This is a genomic window from Marinobacter sp. Arc7-DN-1 (assembly GCF_003441595.1).
Lineage (GTDB): Bacteria > Pseudomonadota > Gammaproteobacteria > Pseudomonadales > Oleiphilaceae > Marinobacter > Marinobacter metalliresistant.
Genome location: NZ_CP031848.1, coordinates 274,731 through 289,981, shown reverse-complemented (window position 1 = coordinate 289,981; position 15,251 = coordinate 274,731). Strand labels below are relative to the sequence as shown.

The window sequence follows — 15,251 nt, the reverse complement described above, 5'->3', positions numbered from 1 at the left end:
CACTATAAAATCGTAACAACCTTTTTATCGGCAGATTATAGAACGTCAACCATGCACCAAGCGACAAAAACGGCAGAAGTGAAAAAGGGCCGCCTTTTCCTGACCTGCCTCAGCACCACTTTGATTGTCGGTGCGTTGTTACCGTCGACAGGATTCGGCCAATCCCCCACATCTGATCTCATGCCCGGCTTGCTCGCCCTTGATGGTGTGCAAACCGAGATACCCCAGGTTCTGACGACAACACGATTACGGCAGTCAAAACTTCGGGTGCCCGGCACGACCACCATCCTCACCGGCGACATGATTCGCGATCTGGGCATCATGAACCTGGTTGAAGCCTTCAGGCTGGTTCCCGGCATGGTCGTTGGTGCATATGGCAGCAACAACCCGGTCGCCGCCTATCACGGAACATCCCAGTACGAGCAACGACGGATGCAGGTTCAGATCGATGGCCGTACGGCTTATCGGGTCAGCCTGGCAGACGTTGACTGGATTACCATGCCGGTAGCCTTGGAAAACATAGAACGGATCGAGGTGAGCCGTGGTCCTAACTCCGCCGCAGATGGTATCAACGCCTTCCTGGGCAGTATCAATATAATCACGCGCTCACCCCAGGACACCGCCGGCGTGGAAGCGTATGCAACCGCTGGCTCCCGGGGCTTTGTCAGGACCTTTACGTCCGCAGGCGAGGCCAGCCAGGCCGGTAGTTGGCGGCTTTCTTACGAAAAGCGCAAGTCAAATGGTTTCGACACCATCAGGGATGGAGTAACCCCCTTTCACGATGGCCACAACGTCAACAACTTCAACTTTGACAGCACTGTAAACATCGACAATCGCCACTCCGTGGATGTCCGAGCCGGCGTGATCGACGGCATCAACGAAGAGGATCCTGACAGATCCGGTAAGCTGGGCGCAATAACGCCCCCCGACATTATGGCGGACGACTACTACCTGCAGGTCCAGTTTAATGGCGCCACCTCCCCCAATCACTTTTATCATGTTCAAGCCAGCCACCAGGTTCAGCAGCGCCGTCAACGCTGGTCTGTCAGAATCCCCGAACTACCGGAACCGGGAGAAGCCCCGCCAACTGCTCCGGATTTTTTGGCGGACTTGTTTCCTCCGGGAGTGCCACTCCCTTCCCAGACCTCTCCGCTCATCGCAGATCTGAATGAGGATATCAAGGAATCCCGTCATGAATTCGAGATTCAGGACACGATCATCTTCAATCCGGGCCTGAAACTGGTGTCCGGTCTGGGCTACCGCAACGACGGCTACGACTCGGAAACCTTCTTCAATGGCAAAGGCAGTACTTATCAGAGCCGGCTGTTCGCCAACCTGGAATACTCACCGAGCCATTGGCTGACCCTCAACGCGGGCGGAAACTGGGAACGAACCTCTACGACCGACGAGGGCTATTTTTCTCCGAGGATCGCATCCAATTTTATTCTGAACAACAACCATGCCCTGAGGTTTGTCTTCTCCCGGGCTGTGCGTACACCGGATGCTTTTGAACAGTCCCCCGACTGGTCCTACCGGCCGGCCAATGTGCGCGCCCCTTACGAAGCGCTCGAGGGCACCCGCCTGCTGATCGAGGATCTGGTGGATAGCAGCACCTCCACCTATGGAGAAGATCTCGATGAGGAGTGGATCACCTCCCGGGAAATCAGCTATTTTGGTCAGTTCCGTTTTGAGCAGGCGATGCTGTCCACGGAGATCCGGTATTTCAACGATGATTTCCGGGACATGATCAGTGGGGTCATTAACGAAGAAGAGTGGTTCATCGCCAACAACGTTGCCATGAAGCAGGAAGGTGTCGAACTTGAGACCTCACTCACATTCCCGGGCACCATGCTGCGAGCCACTTATGCTTACATGGATCAGGAAGGGTATTATACCGGTGGTCCTGCCGCCCTCTCGCCCAAGGACCAGAGATATGTGGTCGGCCTGCTTTCCCGACTGTCTGCCCGTCACTCGGGTAGCGCTGCCTGGATACAGGAGCTGCCATTCGAACTACAATCTTCAGTATCCTATTACTGGACTAACGAAGTCCGGGAGACCCGCTTTGAGCGCGCTGATTTTCGCCTCGCCAGGCGCGTTGACAGGCCGGACTACAGCTATGTGCTGGCTTTGACGATCCAGCATTATCTTGATCTTCAGGCCTGGATGAGCCCGGACAACCGGATTGAGGACCACAACCAGTTTTTCGTTGAGGCTGGAATTCGCTTCTGAACACCTATTATGGAAAGCATCTGACCCTGGACGGTATGACGCACACATCAAACAGTTTTTCTGAAACGCGGAACCGGGCGCTGGTGCGAAGGCTTATTCTCCGGCTTTGCCTGGGGTTGCTGATCTGGGCGTTCGGCCACTCGGCGATTGCCGAGGATGCGGCAAACGGTCGGACCGTCTATCTGGCCGGCTCTGGTAATGGCGCCCTGGACCAGCATTTAACCAGCTTACTTCAGTCGCAACTGGGCGAAGGCGTCAACCTGCGCCCGATATCCGATGACCAGATTCCGATGACCGCGGAGGCGCCGGTCATCACCATTGGCCCCTCTGCCTTCTCCCGGGTCCGCCAGGGCAACCGCTCGGCGCCCATTCTTGCGATGCTTGTGGAAAAATCGTTTATTTCGACATTTGCCGATCGCTCGCCGGGCCAGATTTCCGGCATTCTTTACGATGTTCCCCTGATCCGTCAGGCGCTGACAGGAAAGGCAATCCTGCCCCATGCAACCAGGATTGCCCTGCTGGCAACCGCGGATTCGGTGCAACTCTATGAACCGTTGCTTGATGAACTGCCGGCCTTCGGAATGGCCGGCAGGATTTTCCTGGTGGATGACGCCGACGACTTGATCCCAACCCTTGTTCGGGCGCTGGGGTATGGTGATTTCCTGCTGGCCGCTCCCGACAGTGCCATCTACAACCCAAGGACCATCAAGCACATCCTGCTGACCGCCTATCGCCGCAACCAGATCGTCATCGGGCCCACCCAGGCCTATGTGAAAGCGGGTTCACTGGCATCCAGTTATGCGCCATTTCCCGAGATGGTTAAGTTGGCCAGCCAATTTCTGGACAGCCACTTTGAGACCGGAGAGTTCCCTCCGCCCTCCTACCCGGATCAGTTTCGGGTAGAAATCAACAAACAGGTCGCGCGCTCCCTGAACATCCCATTGCCCAGCCGGGAGGACATTGCCGCCCGGGTGGATCGACAACTGACCGTCAACGGAGAGGTGTCTGATGAGTAATACGCCCCGACAGCAGCGCCCGTTGTCCCGCAAGCTGTTGCTGCTCGGCGCATTGCCCGCCGTTGTCATGTTCCTCGTGCTTATGGTGTTTTTCACATCAGCCCGGCTGGAGGATGCCCGTCGCGACTTGTCAGACAGCAGCCAGATGCTGGCAGACAGTCTGGCTCCGGCTCTGGAGTACGCGATTGTATCCGGCAACACCCTGGCTCTGGAGCAGGTTCTCTCTCAATCCCTACGCCGCAGCAGGACGGACTGGATCCGGGTATCGGATGTTTTGGGCGAGCAGGTCGGCTTCGTTGCCCAAGGACCGGTGAATCCGCAGGAAAACCCGGAACGCTATCAGGTTTTTGAGGCAGAAATTCTCCAGCGGCCTCTGGAGCTCGGGTCAGAACGCACCGCGGAGTGGTTTGAACCGGACTATGGCTTTGGTTCGGGCGCACTGCGGGTGGGAACTGTGCAGGTCGGTGTCGGCACCGATGTTCTGGCGGACCGTCGCATGGACATTCTGTGGACATCCACTGCCGTCGGTCTGGCATTGCTTTTGTTCACCATCGTGATCATCAACCATTTCCTGACCACTATCCTCTCTCCGGTCCGGGATCTGACCGACCGGATCGGTAAGCTGACAGCCGGCGATTACCAGGAACGACCGCTGAATACCCGCCAGACCTCCCGGGAAATCATCGCCATTGAAGAGCAACTGAATCAGTTGGCAAAACACCTGGCCGGCCTGCAGACCGCCCGGGATCAGACCCTGAAGGCGTCTGAAAGTGCTCGCGAAAAGGCGGAAACGGCGAATCAGGCGAAATCCGAGTTTCTTGCAACGATGAGCCATGAATTACGCACGCCGCTTAATGGTGTACTCGGCATGATTGACCTTGTTCAGGAAGAACCACTCAGCAACCGCCAGCGCGACTACCTCATCACGGCCCGACAGTCCACCGAGGATCTGCTTACCGTGATCGGCGACATCCTTGATTATTCCCGTATGGACAGCGGAACTCTCAAGCTGGAGACTCAGGAGTTTGACCTCAGACAACTCATCCTGAACTGCACCGCTACCTACCGGCATGTGGCCGAGCAACAAGGCCTGGCCCTGAATCTCACATTCTACGGCGACTGGCCCGATACCCCACTGGTTACCGGTGATGCCGCGCGCCTTCGGCAGGTGCTCGCCGGGCTAGTGGACAATGCCATCAAGTTTACCAGTGACGGCTTTATCAATATTCAGGCCGGCTGCTTCGGTCTTGAAGACAACTGCGTCATCCTGAACTGCTCAGTCAGCGATTCCGGGTCTGGCATTCCGGTGGAGCGCCTGCACGACATTTTTAATTCGTTTGAACAGCTCGACGGCGGAAACACCCGGCTGCACGGAGGTACCGGTCTGGGCCTGTCTCTGGTGCAATGCCTGGTGGAGCTGATGGGCGGCCACATTCAGGTTGAGACCGACCTCGGCAAAGGTTCGTCGTTCCGGTTTGAATTGCCTTTTGAGCTGGCAGAAACCAGTGCCCGACCAAATCCCCCCGGCATCCTGCCGCGAGAGTCGATAGGCGGAACCAGCCATGCCCTGGTGGTGGAAGACAACCCGGTGAACCAGCGGGTTGCCACGGCCATGCTCAGCCGGTTGGGCTTTCAGACCGATTCCGCCGACAATGGCAAGGAAGCGCTGGAAAAGGTAACCACCAATCACAACGGATACGATGTGATTCTGATGGACTGCCAGATGCCGGTTATGGACGGTTACGAGGCAACCCGATACATCAGGGACTGGGAGAAGAGTAACGGTCAGTCAGGAACGCCGATCATTGCGCTGACCGCCGATGTACTGCCAGGCACGGAGAAAAGCTGCCTTGACAGCGGAATGAATGACTACCTGGCCAAACCGGTCCGAAAGGAAAATCTGAGCGAAGTACTGAGCCGCTGGATACAGCTTTAAGGTGGGTTAGCGCCCTTCCCTGGGCGCCTTTTGGTGATTCAGGACTGATTCAGGCCACCGGCTCTCTCATGGTGACGAACTCTTCCGCCGATGTCGGGTGAATACCCAGCGTGGAATCAAACTGCGCCTTGGTGGCACCGGCCTTGATGGCCACGGCGAGGCCCTGGGTTATCTCGCCGGCATCCGGCCCGACCATATGGGCGCCCAACACCCGGTCGGTTTCATCGTCCACCACCAGTTTCATCAGGCTGCGTTCATCCCGTCCGCTGAGGGTGTATTTCATTGGCCGGAATTCGGAGCGATAAATCCGCAGGCAATGTCCTGCTTCGCGGGCCTCCTCCTCGGTCAGGCCAACCGTACCGATGCTGGGCTGACAGAACACAGCGGTGGGTATGGCGGAATAATCCATGTCGCCCTGGCCGTCACCGAACAGTCGTCTGGCCAGCACCATGCCTTGCGCCAGGGCCACAGGCGTGAGCTGCGGAGTGCCAATCACGTCACCCAGTGCGGTGATTGAGGGGACGGCGGTCTGGAAATGATCATCCACAACCACATGCCCGGACGCACTCAGCTGGACGCCCAGATCTGTCAGCCCCAACCCGTCGACCAGAGCCCGCCGGCCTGTTGCAGCCATCACCAGGCCGGTTTCCATGACCTCTCCGTTACTGAGTTGCACCCGGTAATGGGCATTTTCAGCGTCAACCGATTTGATCGTTACGCCAAACTGGAGGTTGACGCCCTTCTTGCGCATTTCCTGTTCCGTGAACCGACGGACATCGCCATCAAATCCTCTCAGGAACAGGTCACCACGATACAACAGCGTGGTCTCAACGCCCAGACCGGCCAGAATGCCGGCAAACTCAACGGCAATGTAACCACCTCCCCAGACGACCGCCTGTTTTGGCAGTTGCGGCAGGTAGAACATCTCGTTGGAGGTAAGAATGCACTCTTTACCCGGTATGTCCGGAATCACCGGCCAGCTGCCGGTGGCCACGGTAATGTGTTTCGACGTATATGACTTGTCGCCGACCACAACCGTATGGGCATCGGACACAGTGGCGGTGCCTTCGATAATTGTAACCCCGGCATTCTCAAGCAGCCGGCCGTAAATGCCGTTCAGGCGCTCAATTTCGGCGTTCTTGTTGGCGACCAGCTTGGGCCAGTCAAAACGGACGTCATCCAGCGGGACCTGCCAGCCATAACCGGCCCCGTCTTCCAGCTCGTCGTGAACGTGGGCACCGTATACAAACAGTTTCTTGGGCACGCACCCCACGTTGACACAGGTGCCTCCCAGGTACCGTGATTCCACCACGGCAACGCGGGCGCCTCGTTGCGCCGACATACGGGCAAGTCGAACACCGCCAGAGCCGGCTCCGATAACAATCAGATCAAAATCCTGCTGGTCAGACACAGCTTCTCCCGTTAACAATTAAAAATCAGGCACGGCCTGGCGCGGCCGTTTTGCTTTCCGGATGCACTTCCCGGAATAGAACGTGATCCTCGAAATCTCCGAGCCGGATCTTGCCCAGGCTTCGGAAACCTTCCGATTCGTAAAATGGCAGATAACGGTTATTACCAGTATCCAGTACCAGCCCGCTGCCCTGCGGATTTTCTGCGCAGAGTTTCTCAACCGTTTTCAGCAACAGCCGGCCATAGCCCCGGTTCTGATACTTTGGATTCACCCCCATCAACGGCAGTTGGTGGGCCTGGGGCTGTGGCAACAGGTTGCGGATTTTCTCGTGGTAATCCAGATAACGGCGCGTGGATGCAAAACCTGTAGTCAGTACCATACGAATGCGCCAGCTGATCTGGTCTGCCAGATTCATCCGCAGTTCGGGATCACCGATGAAAGCCACTGCAACGAGGGTATCGTCAACCATAACCCCGATGGCGTCCTGGTCGTGCTCCAGATACAGATCAATCAGTTCGCGCACGGTGGCCCGGACCCGCTGCTCGTAGCCCGGCCGGCGGTGATCAAACAGATACTGGAATGTCGGTTCATTCCGGTAAGCATGGAAAAGTATGGATCTGGCTTCATTGCGCGCACTGTCGTCCAGGCGAACAATGGCTGGCTCGGATTTATTCTTGTTGTCGCTGCCGTTACTCATCACTTTCCTCTCCCGCGTCATTCCGGGCACCGGCCCGGAATCTGTTTTCCAGAATCAGATGGTCAGTGTGAAACGAGCGGAAACCCGCCCCGGTTCACTGGCCCTGTCCACGGCGGCCTGATCAACCATCACGCCATGGTTCGTATTCAGATTCTCAAGCCACGCCGCAACCTCTGCAAACGGTGCGTTCTCCAGCCAGACGCGAATAGCGCCCTCGCCGCCGGGCTCAAACCGCTGCAGTGACAACCCCGCTTCGCCAGCGGAACGGGTCACCAGAGCCATCAGGGCTCGACCGTCTTCCGGCTTGTCTGCGGCGGCCGATGCGGTGCCCCGACCGGAATTGCCCAGGCGCTGGATCGTCTGTTCATTCGCCTGCATCCAGGCCAGCAGCTCGGCAGCATTATCCCGGGCGCTCAACGACTGGTCATGGAACTCCGCCGATGGGCGCCAGACAGCAAAGTACAGAATGCCGATAAAGACTGCGATCGCGAGCACGATCAGGGCCTGCTGGTCACGCCTCGGTAACTGGTCGTATTGTGCAATCAGTTTGCCCACCACCGGCTGATCCTCGATTCTGGAAAGCATACCCTTAACCTCCGGATACGGTCAGGCGGCCGCGGGCACCGCTGGATTCGTTCACCACCGAACCAATCCGGGCCTCAAGGCCCTGACTCGCCAGACCATTGCGCAAGGCACTCAGGCGATCGTAGCTATCGGCCCGCACATCCACGATCAGTTCCCCCCGGGAGCGGCTGTAGTTCACCGAATTGAAATTGACCGACTGGGTCCCCGGCAAGCGCGCATACTGCTGGCCGGTGTATTTCATCAGGGTGATGAAGTCCACCTCCGGACCACTGGCGCCGGCAACCCGGAGCTGCCCCTCAATGACACGCCTGACATTACCGGCATGGGTTCGACGATCAGCGGGAAAGGCATCGCGGTAGATCGCCATAGCGTCATTTCTCAGCGCTTCGGCCTGGTTCTGATAATAGAATCCCATGCCCGCCTGCAGCGCTACCTGAATGACAAACCAGGCCGCGGCAACCGCAATCAGCGGTTTCCAGGGCTTCAGCGGACTCGTTTTGCCGGACGTTGTCGAAAACATGCCCTGGCACAGATTGACCGGCTCACACAGATGGTGATGATGGGCGTAGGCCAGCAATTCAAGTGGCATGAGCTCGAGGACTTCTTTCTTGAGCACAAGGCGGCCGGAAGCATTCAGCTCACCAATGCCCGATTGCTGAAGTTCAAATTCCTCTTCGGTGCCATAGAGGGTTACGGGTATTTCCGCAACCACTTCGTCTGCGGAGGGTGCGGCGAGGGTGTGAACAAACATGCCAAGATTGGCCGACTGCATGCTCAGCCACTCACCCCGCTCGCTGACCATCATCGCGGTATCGCCATCCAGACAGACAGACCAGCCGCCAGCGGTACGTGGTAGCACAGAGGCATCCGGATAGATTGCGTCCAGGCGCACCAGCTCCCAGCCACTGAACAGCGTCACCCACTGCGCCATGCGTTCGCGGTCAATCGCGGCTACCCGGTAGCCGTGATCGGTATGGCTACCCAGCGCCAGGTGAACGGAATCAATATCCTGGGCGATCTGCTCCTCAACGGCGTAGGGCAACGCCTGGTGGATGAAGCGACTTTGTTTGGCCGGAATATCGGCAAGGCAATACAGTGCCTCGTCGCCGGGAATCAAGCCAATCAGCAAAACATTGTCCAGAGCGTTCTGGCCCAGAGCCTGCTCAATGCTATCGCGGGTGTCTCCGGTTCCACGGGCCTGGGTATCGCCACTGGCGTCGTGCAGCACCCAGTTGAACATCTGGGCACCGGGATTCTGGTCAGCGTCCGCAAAAGGCGGTATCGGGCGGACGTAAAGGCGATAAGACATGGTTATCCTTCTGAAATGGTAAAAGGCTCTTTGGTGATTCGGTTTTTCTGTCCGGTATCCCTGTGAACCGTCCGGACCTCCCCTTCCGGGGTCCGGTACACGGTACTGACCATATTAACGACACGGTTATCGTAGGTAATCCTCGAAGCAACTTCAAAAAAACGGGTCCGCAAACCCAGGCCCGCAGACTTGAGCCCGAGGCCGGCAAACTCCGGCAGCGCCAGGAAGTCCTGCAGGTTCTCGAAGGGTTCTTCTTCCCGCTTCTCTAGAATAGACGCAGCCTGGGCGTCCGTCAGTTCTTCATGCAGCGAGCGAATCACCATCGCTGTGGCGGTATTCACGTTGACGCCAGCCCCGGACACCGGAAGTGCCACGACGTGGGGCCTGAGGGCCTGATAGATTTCCTCGGTCATGCCCTCGATCAGCCGCAGCTCGGTCACGCTGGTAAAGGGCTGATTGCCGGCACGGTAGCCCGGATCGGCCATCAGATACTGGCCGTCCTCGGCACCGTAGGCAGTCACCGTCTGGTCATTCGGATCAATCCAGTCGACCAGGGCGTCTACCGACAAGGCGGTAATTCCCAACGCCGCAAAAAGCCGGACAAAACGGTCTCGTGTCAACGCGTCAACCTGGGCGTCAACCTGGCCGTTTCCGCCAACCAGATCGTTCAGATTCAGGCGCCCGCCCAGATCGTCGATCTGCACTTCGGCCACGCCGTTGTCATCCAATGGCAAAACAGCGGCGTTGGCGGCCCAGAATTCATCCAGGCTGTCGACCATCAGGCTGTCTTCCTTGTCTTCTTCGAAATCCCTGCTCAGAATCTGCCGGGCAAAGACCTCGGCGCCCAGGGCAATGCTCTGCCCCTGTTGTTGAGCCAGGTAATGACCCGCCCTGAAAACCCGGATGCTCTGCTGCTGGGTCATCCCTGAGGCAAGCATGACCACCAGAGCCATGGCAAGAAGCACCATGATCAGCGCTACGCCATGCTGGCCCTTGCCGGGAAAACCGGAGATTCGCTGCATGACCTGTCAGCCCCCCTGCCCGGGAACGCCGGCGCTGCCGCCAGCCTGCTCTCGCGTGGTTTGTTCTTCAGACTCATTGCCCGCCTGACTGGCCTGGTTGACGGCACCCTGGGCAACCGCCGGATCAAAGTCCGGCAAAACAAAGGTCCTGACTATTGTTCCGAAGCGCTCATGCTCAAGGGTAATCTCGATCCCGAGGGGCAGCGTTATATCCGGACGGCTTCCAGGGGTTAACCCGGCCACCGCTTCATCAGTGGGCCATTGCGGTTGCCAGCTACGATTCGCATCGAGAAACCGGACCTCCAGGCGGTTAACACGCTCAAGCAGTAACACATCGCGGCTGTCTTCCTCCTGGCCCTGATCCACCATCGGCCAGTAGCGCCGACGCAATTCGCTGCCGGTATATTCCCACGCAACCCGCTGGAGCCCGCTGCGCCGGATACCCAACGGGTTCCGCCAGCCTTGCCGGGTCAGTAGCAGGGCATACTCATCTTCGCGGCTGGACAGCGCCGGCTTGAAATCGCCATAGATATCGCGGGCGGGCCTGTTTACCACTTGCAGAATATCTCGCTCCAAAAGAAGCATGGCCTTCTGGAGGCCATCGAACTGTTCCGCCAGTTCGTTGACCCGGTCACGGGAACTGACCACGCTGCTTATCACCTGCCATACTCCCAGCCCGATCACCGCGGTGATGGTGACGGCAATCAACACCTCCAGCAGAGTGAAGCCGCCCTCTGATCGCGAGACAGACTGAGCGTGCGCCCGCATCGTCATTCCCCTACAAACGCAGAGAGGGTGTGTATTGGCACCGGCGCGGCGCCATCATCCCGGTATCGGGCGACGGTCACTTCGATGCGGCGCATCCTGGCTTCCGCGGTCGCCAGAACCGCCGTTGTCACCTGCCAGCGGTAAGGCCCGTAATCGGTATCCCGGGAGGTCTCGGAAATACCCGGGAGGGTTTCCTGCAGACGGATCTGGCTGATCCGGTTATCCGCCAGCCAACTGGCCAGCGTTTTATCCCGGATCCGTTCATAACTGGAGATATACTGGCTTCCAACTTCGGCCGCGGCGGTCGCAATGAGGCCGAAAACAAGCAGCGCGATCAGCACTTCGATCAGCGTAAAGCCGTTCTGAGTCCTCACCTGCTGCTCCCGTCATCGCCCGGTTTACGCCATTCCATCGGCGACACACCATCAGATGCCAGCACCTGCTTGTAATCCGACCCGCTACCGATGGTAAATTCCAGCTCGAAAGGCGTGGTCTCGCCACTGGAAAAAAACACCACATCCGGCAGCAGACGATCCTCGGCCGAGGCCAGCCTCGGCGTATCGCTTTCAATGAACCGGGTAACGGTCAGCCACTCCGGCAGGCTGCGGGCACGAAACAGACGCTCTCCGGATGCGTTCCAGTCGCCCGTCTGGTCCTGGAACGCGACAAACTGATAGCCGCCCTCTTCCAGCCGAAGCCCCAGCTCCAGATTATTAAGAACGGCCTGCTCCGAAGCCGTCTGCATCAACAGGTACAGTTCGCTGACTTCGTTCTCCAGTTCCCGCTGCTGGGAACTTCCGCCCATGGTAAACACGGCGAGTGACGCCAGCAGCCCCACAACCACCAGGACAACCAGTATTTCAATCAGGGTAAAACCGGTAGGCGGGGCTCTGAGTTGCACAATGGTTCAGCCCTTGGTGTTCCAGACACTGATATCCGCAGCGTTGCCGTCACCGCCTGGTTGCCCGTCGGAGCCATAGGAATACAGATCGTAGGGACCTTCGGTACCCGGGCTCACATACTGGTACTGGGCACCCCAGGGATCTTCCGGAACGCTCTTGAGGTACCCGTCGGGGTTCCAGTTTTTCGGTTCCGGGCTGCCACTGGGCTTCGACACCAGTGCTTCCAGGCCCTGTTGGGTGGAGGGGTACTGACTGTTATCCAGGCGGTAAAGATCCAGTGCGTTGGCGATATTGCTTAATTGGGTTTCCGCAACCGTCACTTTTGCCTGTTCGCTGCGCCCCATGATATTCGGGGCAACGATGGCCACCAGCAGGCCAAGGATGACCATAACCACCATGATCTCGATCAGGGTAAAGCCCTGGCTGTGCTTCGGTGTATTCAGGTTCTTGATCGTCATTGTTTCACTCGTCATTGACTTGGATTTCCATTAGGTTCGGGCCTGTCTCCTGACAACCCGGCGCGGGTTTAACCCACGAGATTACTCATATTCAGTATCGGCAGCATAATCGCCAGAACGATAATCAGCACCACCACACCCATCACCAACAGCATCATGGGTTCAAACAAACCCACAATGGCGGCGATTTTCGATTGCAGGGTGTTTTCCTGCATTCGTGCCGTGCGTTCAAGCATGCTGTCGAGTTCGCCACTGGCCTCCCCGCTGGCAATCATATGCAGCATCATGGGCGGAAAGTACCCGGTCTGGTCCAGTGAGCGATGCAATGAGCCCCCCTCGCTGACCTTTCGGGCGGCGTCCCGGAGTTCCTGGCGCAGGAAGTCGTTCGAGAGCACCTCGCCGGCAATACGCATGGCCTCCACCAGCGGCACGCCACTGGTCGTAAGAATGCTCAATGTACTGGCATAACGGGCTGTATTTACCCCGCGCACCATCCCGGAAAGCAGCGGCAAATGCAGCAAACGCTTGTGAAAGCGCATTCTGAACCCGGGCTTGGTCAGGAAATACCGGAGCACCATCAACGCGCCCACCAGCAAGATAAAAATGTAGACACCGTAATCCGCCAGAAATTCCGACACCGCCAGCATCGCCATGGTGAGCGTTGGCAGTTCCTGCCCCTGTCTCAGGAACACGTCAATGATATCCGGCACCACATAGGTCAACAGGAAAACCACGATCGCGATGGCAACAATGCTGAGAATGATGGGATAAATCGCCGCCAGCTGAATTTTCTGGCGAGCTTCCTGGCGGCTCTCGGTGTAATCGGCCAGCCGGTTCAGCACCAGATCCAGGTGGCCGGCATGCTCGCCCGCAGCAACGGTGGACCGGTAAAGTCTTGGAAAGGCTTTCGGAAACTCGCCGAGACTGTCTGCAAGCGTATAACCCTCCATAACCTTCGCGCGGATCGCAATCAGCATGCTGCGAATGCGGGGCTTGGTTGATTGCTGCGATGCCGCCGACAAGGCCTGCTCAATGGGAATACCCGACTGAATCAGTGTGGCCAACTGGCGGGTGACCAATGCCAGGTCCGCCGCAGCAAGAGAGCCGCGACTACTCAGCGGATTGCTGCGGGTCTGCTTTTCAACTGCCGGTTCCACGGCCAGAGGGGTCAGCCCCTTGTCCCGGAGTTGCTGGCGAACCACCCTCGGTGCATCGGCCTCAACCACACCGCGCTTCTGTTTGCCCCGGGCATCAAGTGCCCTGTATTCGTATGCGGGCATGGTTTACCGGCCCCGGTGAGTGACGCGAAGCACTTCTTCCACCGTAGTGACACCGTCCAGTATCTTCTGCACCCCGTCGGCATGAATGCTGGGGCCGTGCTGGCGGGCAACCCGTTCGAGGTCCAGTTCCCCGACGCGCTTGTGGATCAGGGAACCGATTTCCTCGGAGATTTCCACCACTTCATAGATACCGATACGGCCACGATACCCAAGGTGGTTGCAATGGGAGCACCCCTTCGCCCGGTAAATGGTTGGTGGATTGGCCGAATCCTGCTGCAGGAATTCGCAGTGCTCCTCAGTGGGCGTGTAGGGCTCCCGGCATTCCTTGCACAGCACCCGCACAAGGCGCTGGGCGACGATCCCCACCAGACTTGAAGATATAAGGAATGGCTCTATGCCCATGTCCATCAGACGCGTAATGGCACCAACAGCCGTGTTCGTGTGCAAAGTGGAAAGCACCAGGTGGCCTGTCAGACTGGCCTGAACTGCAATTTCCGCGGTCTCCAGATCCCGGATCTCACCGATCATCACCACATCGGGATCCTGCCGGAGAATGGCGCGCAAGCCGCGGGCGAACGTCATGTCCACTTTGGTATTGACCTGGGTCTGGCCGATACCGGGCAGGTTGTATTCGATCGGATCCTCAACGGTGAGGATGTTCCGGCTGCGATCGTTGATTTCCTGAAGGGCCGCGTAAAGCGTGGTGGATTTACCGGAACCTGTCGGGCCGGTTGCCAGCAAGATTCCATAGGGCCGGTAGATCAGTTTGCGAAGCACTTTCAGATCCGGACCGGCCATCCCCAAAGACTCCAGCCGTATGGCCCCTGCCTGCTTGTCCAGCAGTCGCAGAACCACCCGTTCACCGCTCGAAGAGGGCATCGTCGAGACCCGGATATCCACCTCACGCCCGGCCACCCGCAGGGCAATACGGCCATCCTGAGGCACCCGCTTTTCTGCGATATCCAGCTTTGCCATGACCTTTATGCGGGACACCAGCAAGGGGGCCAACGCGCGTTTGGGTTCGACCACTTCCCGTAACACACCGTCGACCCGGAAACGAACCACAAGCCGCTTTTCGTAGGTTTCAATGTGCACGTCCGAGGCGCTGGTTTTCACCGCTTCGGTCAGGATCGCGTTGATCAGGCGAATGATCGGCGCATCGTCTTCCTGCTCCAGAAGATCCTCGGTTTCCGGCACGGAGTCAGCCAATGACGCCAGGTCCATGTCATCGCCAATGCCCTCGACCATCTGCATCGCTTCGGCTGAATCATTCTGGTAGGCAGAGTTCAGGGCCTGATCGAACCGGTCTGGATCGATCGTGGCAAAGCGGGCGCGGCCGCCGCTGATCCGATTGGCTTCCGCCAGCGCGGAATGGGACGCCCCGGGACGAACCAGAATGACCGGCTCGCCCGCATCCGAACGGGTCAGGATCACCCCGTTGCGCTTGGCAAACGTAAAGGGAAGACGGCCCAGCGGAGCATCCTGCGGCTGAAGTTCAGTGTCTGTGGTCAAGGTCGTCCTCGTTCGTGAAACCCTTTTCGATTCAATCAATTCAGAAAGGCTACCACAGGATATGGAGCCGCTGAATAACTCTGTACACTATACTGCCAATAAAACGTTGCAGTCTGATAACCTGTG

General features: G+C 58.1%; 14 protein-coding genes. 3 read left to right on the top strand and 11 right to left on the bottom strand.

The window, feature by feature from the left end; translation table 11 throughout:
* Positions 1-51 precede the first annotated feature (51 nt).
* The 3 genes from D0851_RS01420 (at position 52) to D0851_RS01410 (ending at position 5,181) form a co-directional block, all read left to right on the top strand.
* Entirely contained in the window at positions 52-2,229 is a 2,178-nt protein-coding gene (locus D0851_RS01420; RefSeq protein ID WP_117617029.1) for a TonB-dependent receptor plug domain-containing protein, read from the top strand.
* Positions 2,230-2,312: 83 nt separating this feature from the next.
* Positions 2,313-3,245, top strand: coding sequence for an ABC transporter substrate-binding protein (locus tag D0851_RS01415; RefSeq protein ID WP_227539398.1), 933 nt, complete (start codon positions 2,313-2,315; stop codon positions 3,243-3,245).
* On the top strand, positions 3,238-5,181 hold the full coding sequence (locus D0851_RS01410) for an ATP-binding protein (protein ID WP_117617028.1): 1,944 nt from the start codon (positions 3,238-3,240) through the stop codon (positions 5,179-5,181). Before D0851_RS01415 ends, D0851_RS01410 begins: the two co-directional genes overlap by 8 nt.
* Before the next feature lie 49 nt (positions 5,182-5,230).
* Here the strand turns inward: D0851_RS01410 and gorA are convergent, their stop codons facing one another.
* The 11 genes from gorA to gspE all read right to left on the bottom strand — a co-directional run bounded on the left by gorA (position 5,231) and on the right by gspE (position 15,125).
* Entirely contained in the window at positions 5,231-6,592 is a 1,362-nt protein-coding gene (gene gorA / locus D0851_RS01405; protein WP_117617027.1) for a glutathione-disulfide reductase, read from the bottom strand.
* Between the two features lie 25 nt (positions 6,593-6,617).
* Positions 6,618-7,289, bottom strand: coding sequence for a GNAT family N-acetyltransferase (locus D0851_RS01400; RefSeq protein WP_117617026.1), 672 nt, complete (start codon positions 7,287-7,289; stop codon positions 6,618-6,620).
* Between the two features lie 54 nt (positions 7,290-7,343).
* Complete coding sequence (gene gspM, locus D0851_RS01395) at positions 7,344-7,874, bottom strand: type II secretion system protein GspM (protein ID WP_117617025.1); 531 nt, start codon at positions 7,872-7,874, stop codon at positions 7,344-7,346.
* Between the two features lie 4 nt (positions 7,875-7,878).
* Positions 7,879-9,183, bottom strand: coding sequence for a type II secretion system protein GspL (gene gspL, locus D0851_RS01390; protein WP_117617024.1), 1,305 nt, complete (start codon positions 9,181-9,183; stop codon positions 7,879-7,881).
* 2 nt (positions 9,184-9,185) lie between these two features.
* Positions 9,186-10,205 (bottom strand): type II secretion system minor pseudopilin GspK, encoded by a 1,020-nt coding sequence (gene gspK / locus D0851_RS01385; protein ID WP_117617023.1) that lies wholly within the window; start codon positions 10,203-10,205, stop codon positions 9,186-9,188.
* Between the two features lie 6 nt (positions 10,206-10,211).
* Positions 10,212-10,973 (bottom strand): type II secretion system minor pseudopilin GspJ, encoded by a 762-nt coding sequence (gspJ, locus tag D0851_RS01380; protein WP_117617022.1) that lies wholly within the window; start codon positions 10,971-10,973, stop codon positions 10,212-10,214.
* 2 nt (positions 10,974-10,975) lie between these two features.
* Positions 10,976-11,347, bottom strand: coding sequence for a type II secretion system minor pseudopilin GspI (gspI, locus tag D0851_RS01375; protein ID WP_117617021.1), 372 nt, complete (start codon positions 11,345-11,347; stop codon positions 10,976-10,978).
* Positions 11,344-11,874 (bottom strand): type II secretion system minor pseudopilin GspH, encoded by a 531-nt coding sequence (gspH, locus tag D0851_RS01370; protein WP_117617020.1) that lies wholly within the window; start codon positions 11,872-11,874, stop codon positions 11,344-11,346. The genes gspI and gspH overlap by 4 nt, the downstream gene beginning before the upstream one ends.
* Positions 11,875-11,880: 6 nt before the next feature.
* A complete protein-coding gene (gene gspG, locus D0851_RS01365; protein WP_117620236.1) occupies positions 11,881-12,333 on the bottom strand; it encodes a type II secretion system major pseudopilin GspG in 453 nt (150 codons plus the stop codon).
* A gap of 68 nt (positions 12,334-12,401) precedes the next feature.
* Positions 12,402-13,613 carry a type II secretion system inner membrane protein GspF gene (gspF, locus tag D0851_RS01360; RefSeq protein ID WP_117617019.1) on the bottom strand — a complete coding sequence of 404 codons (1,212 nt, stop codon included), beginning with the start codon at positions 13,611-13,613 and terminating at the stop codon, positions 12,402-12,404.
* 3 nt (positions 13,614-13,616) lie between these two features.
* Entirely contained in the window at positions 13,617-15,125 is a 1,509-nt protein-coding gene (gene gspE, locus D0851_RS01355) for a type II secretion system ATPase GspE (protein WP_117617018.1), read from the bottom strand.
* Between the last annotated feature and the right edge of the window lie 126 nt (positions 15,126-15,251).

Bases quoted from the DNA above. Each gene is read 5' to 3' on its own strand.
- gspF (WP_117617019.1), bottom strand. From the start codon at position 13,613: ATGCCCGCATACGAATACAGGGCACTTGATGCCCGGGGCAAACAGAAG.
- gspJ (WP_117617022.1), bottom strand. From the start codon at position 10,973: ATGCGGGCGCACGCTCAGTCTGTCTCGCGATCAGAGGGCGGCTTCACT.
- gspK (WP_117617023.1), bottom strand. From the start codon at position 10,205: ATGCAGCGAATCTCCGGTTTTCCCGGCAAGGGCCAGCATGGCGTAGCG.
- D0851_RS01410 (WP_117617028.1), top strand. From the start codon at position 3,238: ATGAGTAATACGCCCCGACAGCAGCGCCCGTTGTCCCGCAAGCTGTTG.
- gspM (WP_117617025.1), bottom strand. From the start codon at position 7,874: ATGCTTTCCAGAATCGAGGATCAGCCGGTGGTGGGCAAACTGATTGCA.
- D0851_RS01420 (WP_117617029.1), top strand. From the start codon at position 52: ATGCACCAAGCGACAAAAACGGCAGAAGTGAAAAAGGGCCGCCTTTTC.
- D0851_RS01400 (WP_117617026.1), bottom strand. From the start codon at position 7,289: ATGAGTAACGGCAGCGACAACAAGAATAAATCCGAGCCAGCCATTGTT.
- gspL (WP_117617024.1), bottom strand. From the start codon at position 9,183: ATGTCTTATCGCCTTTACGTCCGCCCGATACCGCCTTTTGCGGACGCT.
- gspG (WP_117620236.1), bottom strand. From the start codon at position 12,333: ATGACGATCAAGAACCTGAATACACCGAAGCACAGCCAGGGCTTTACC.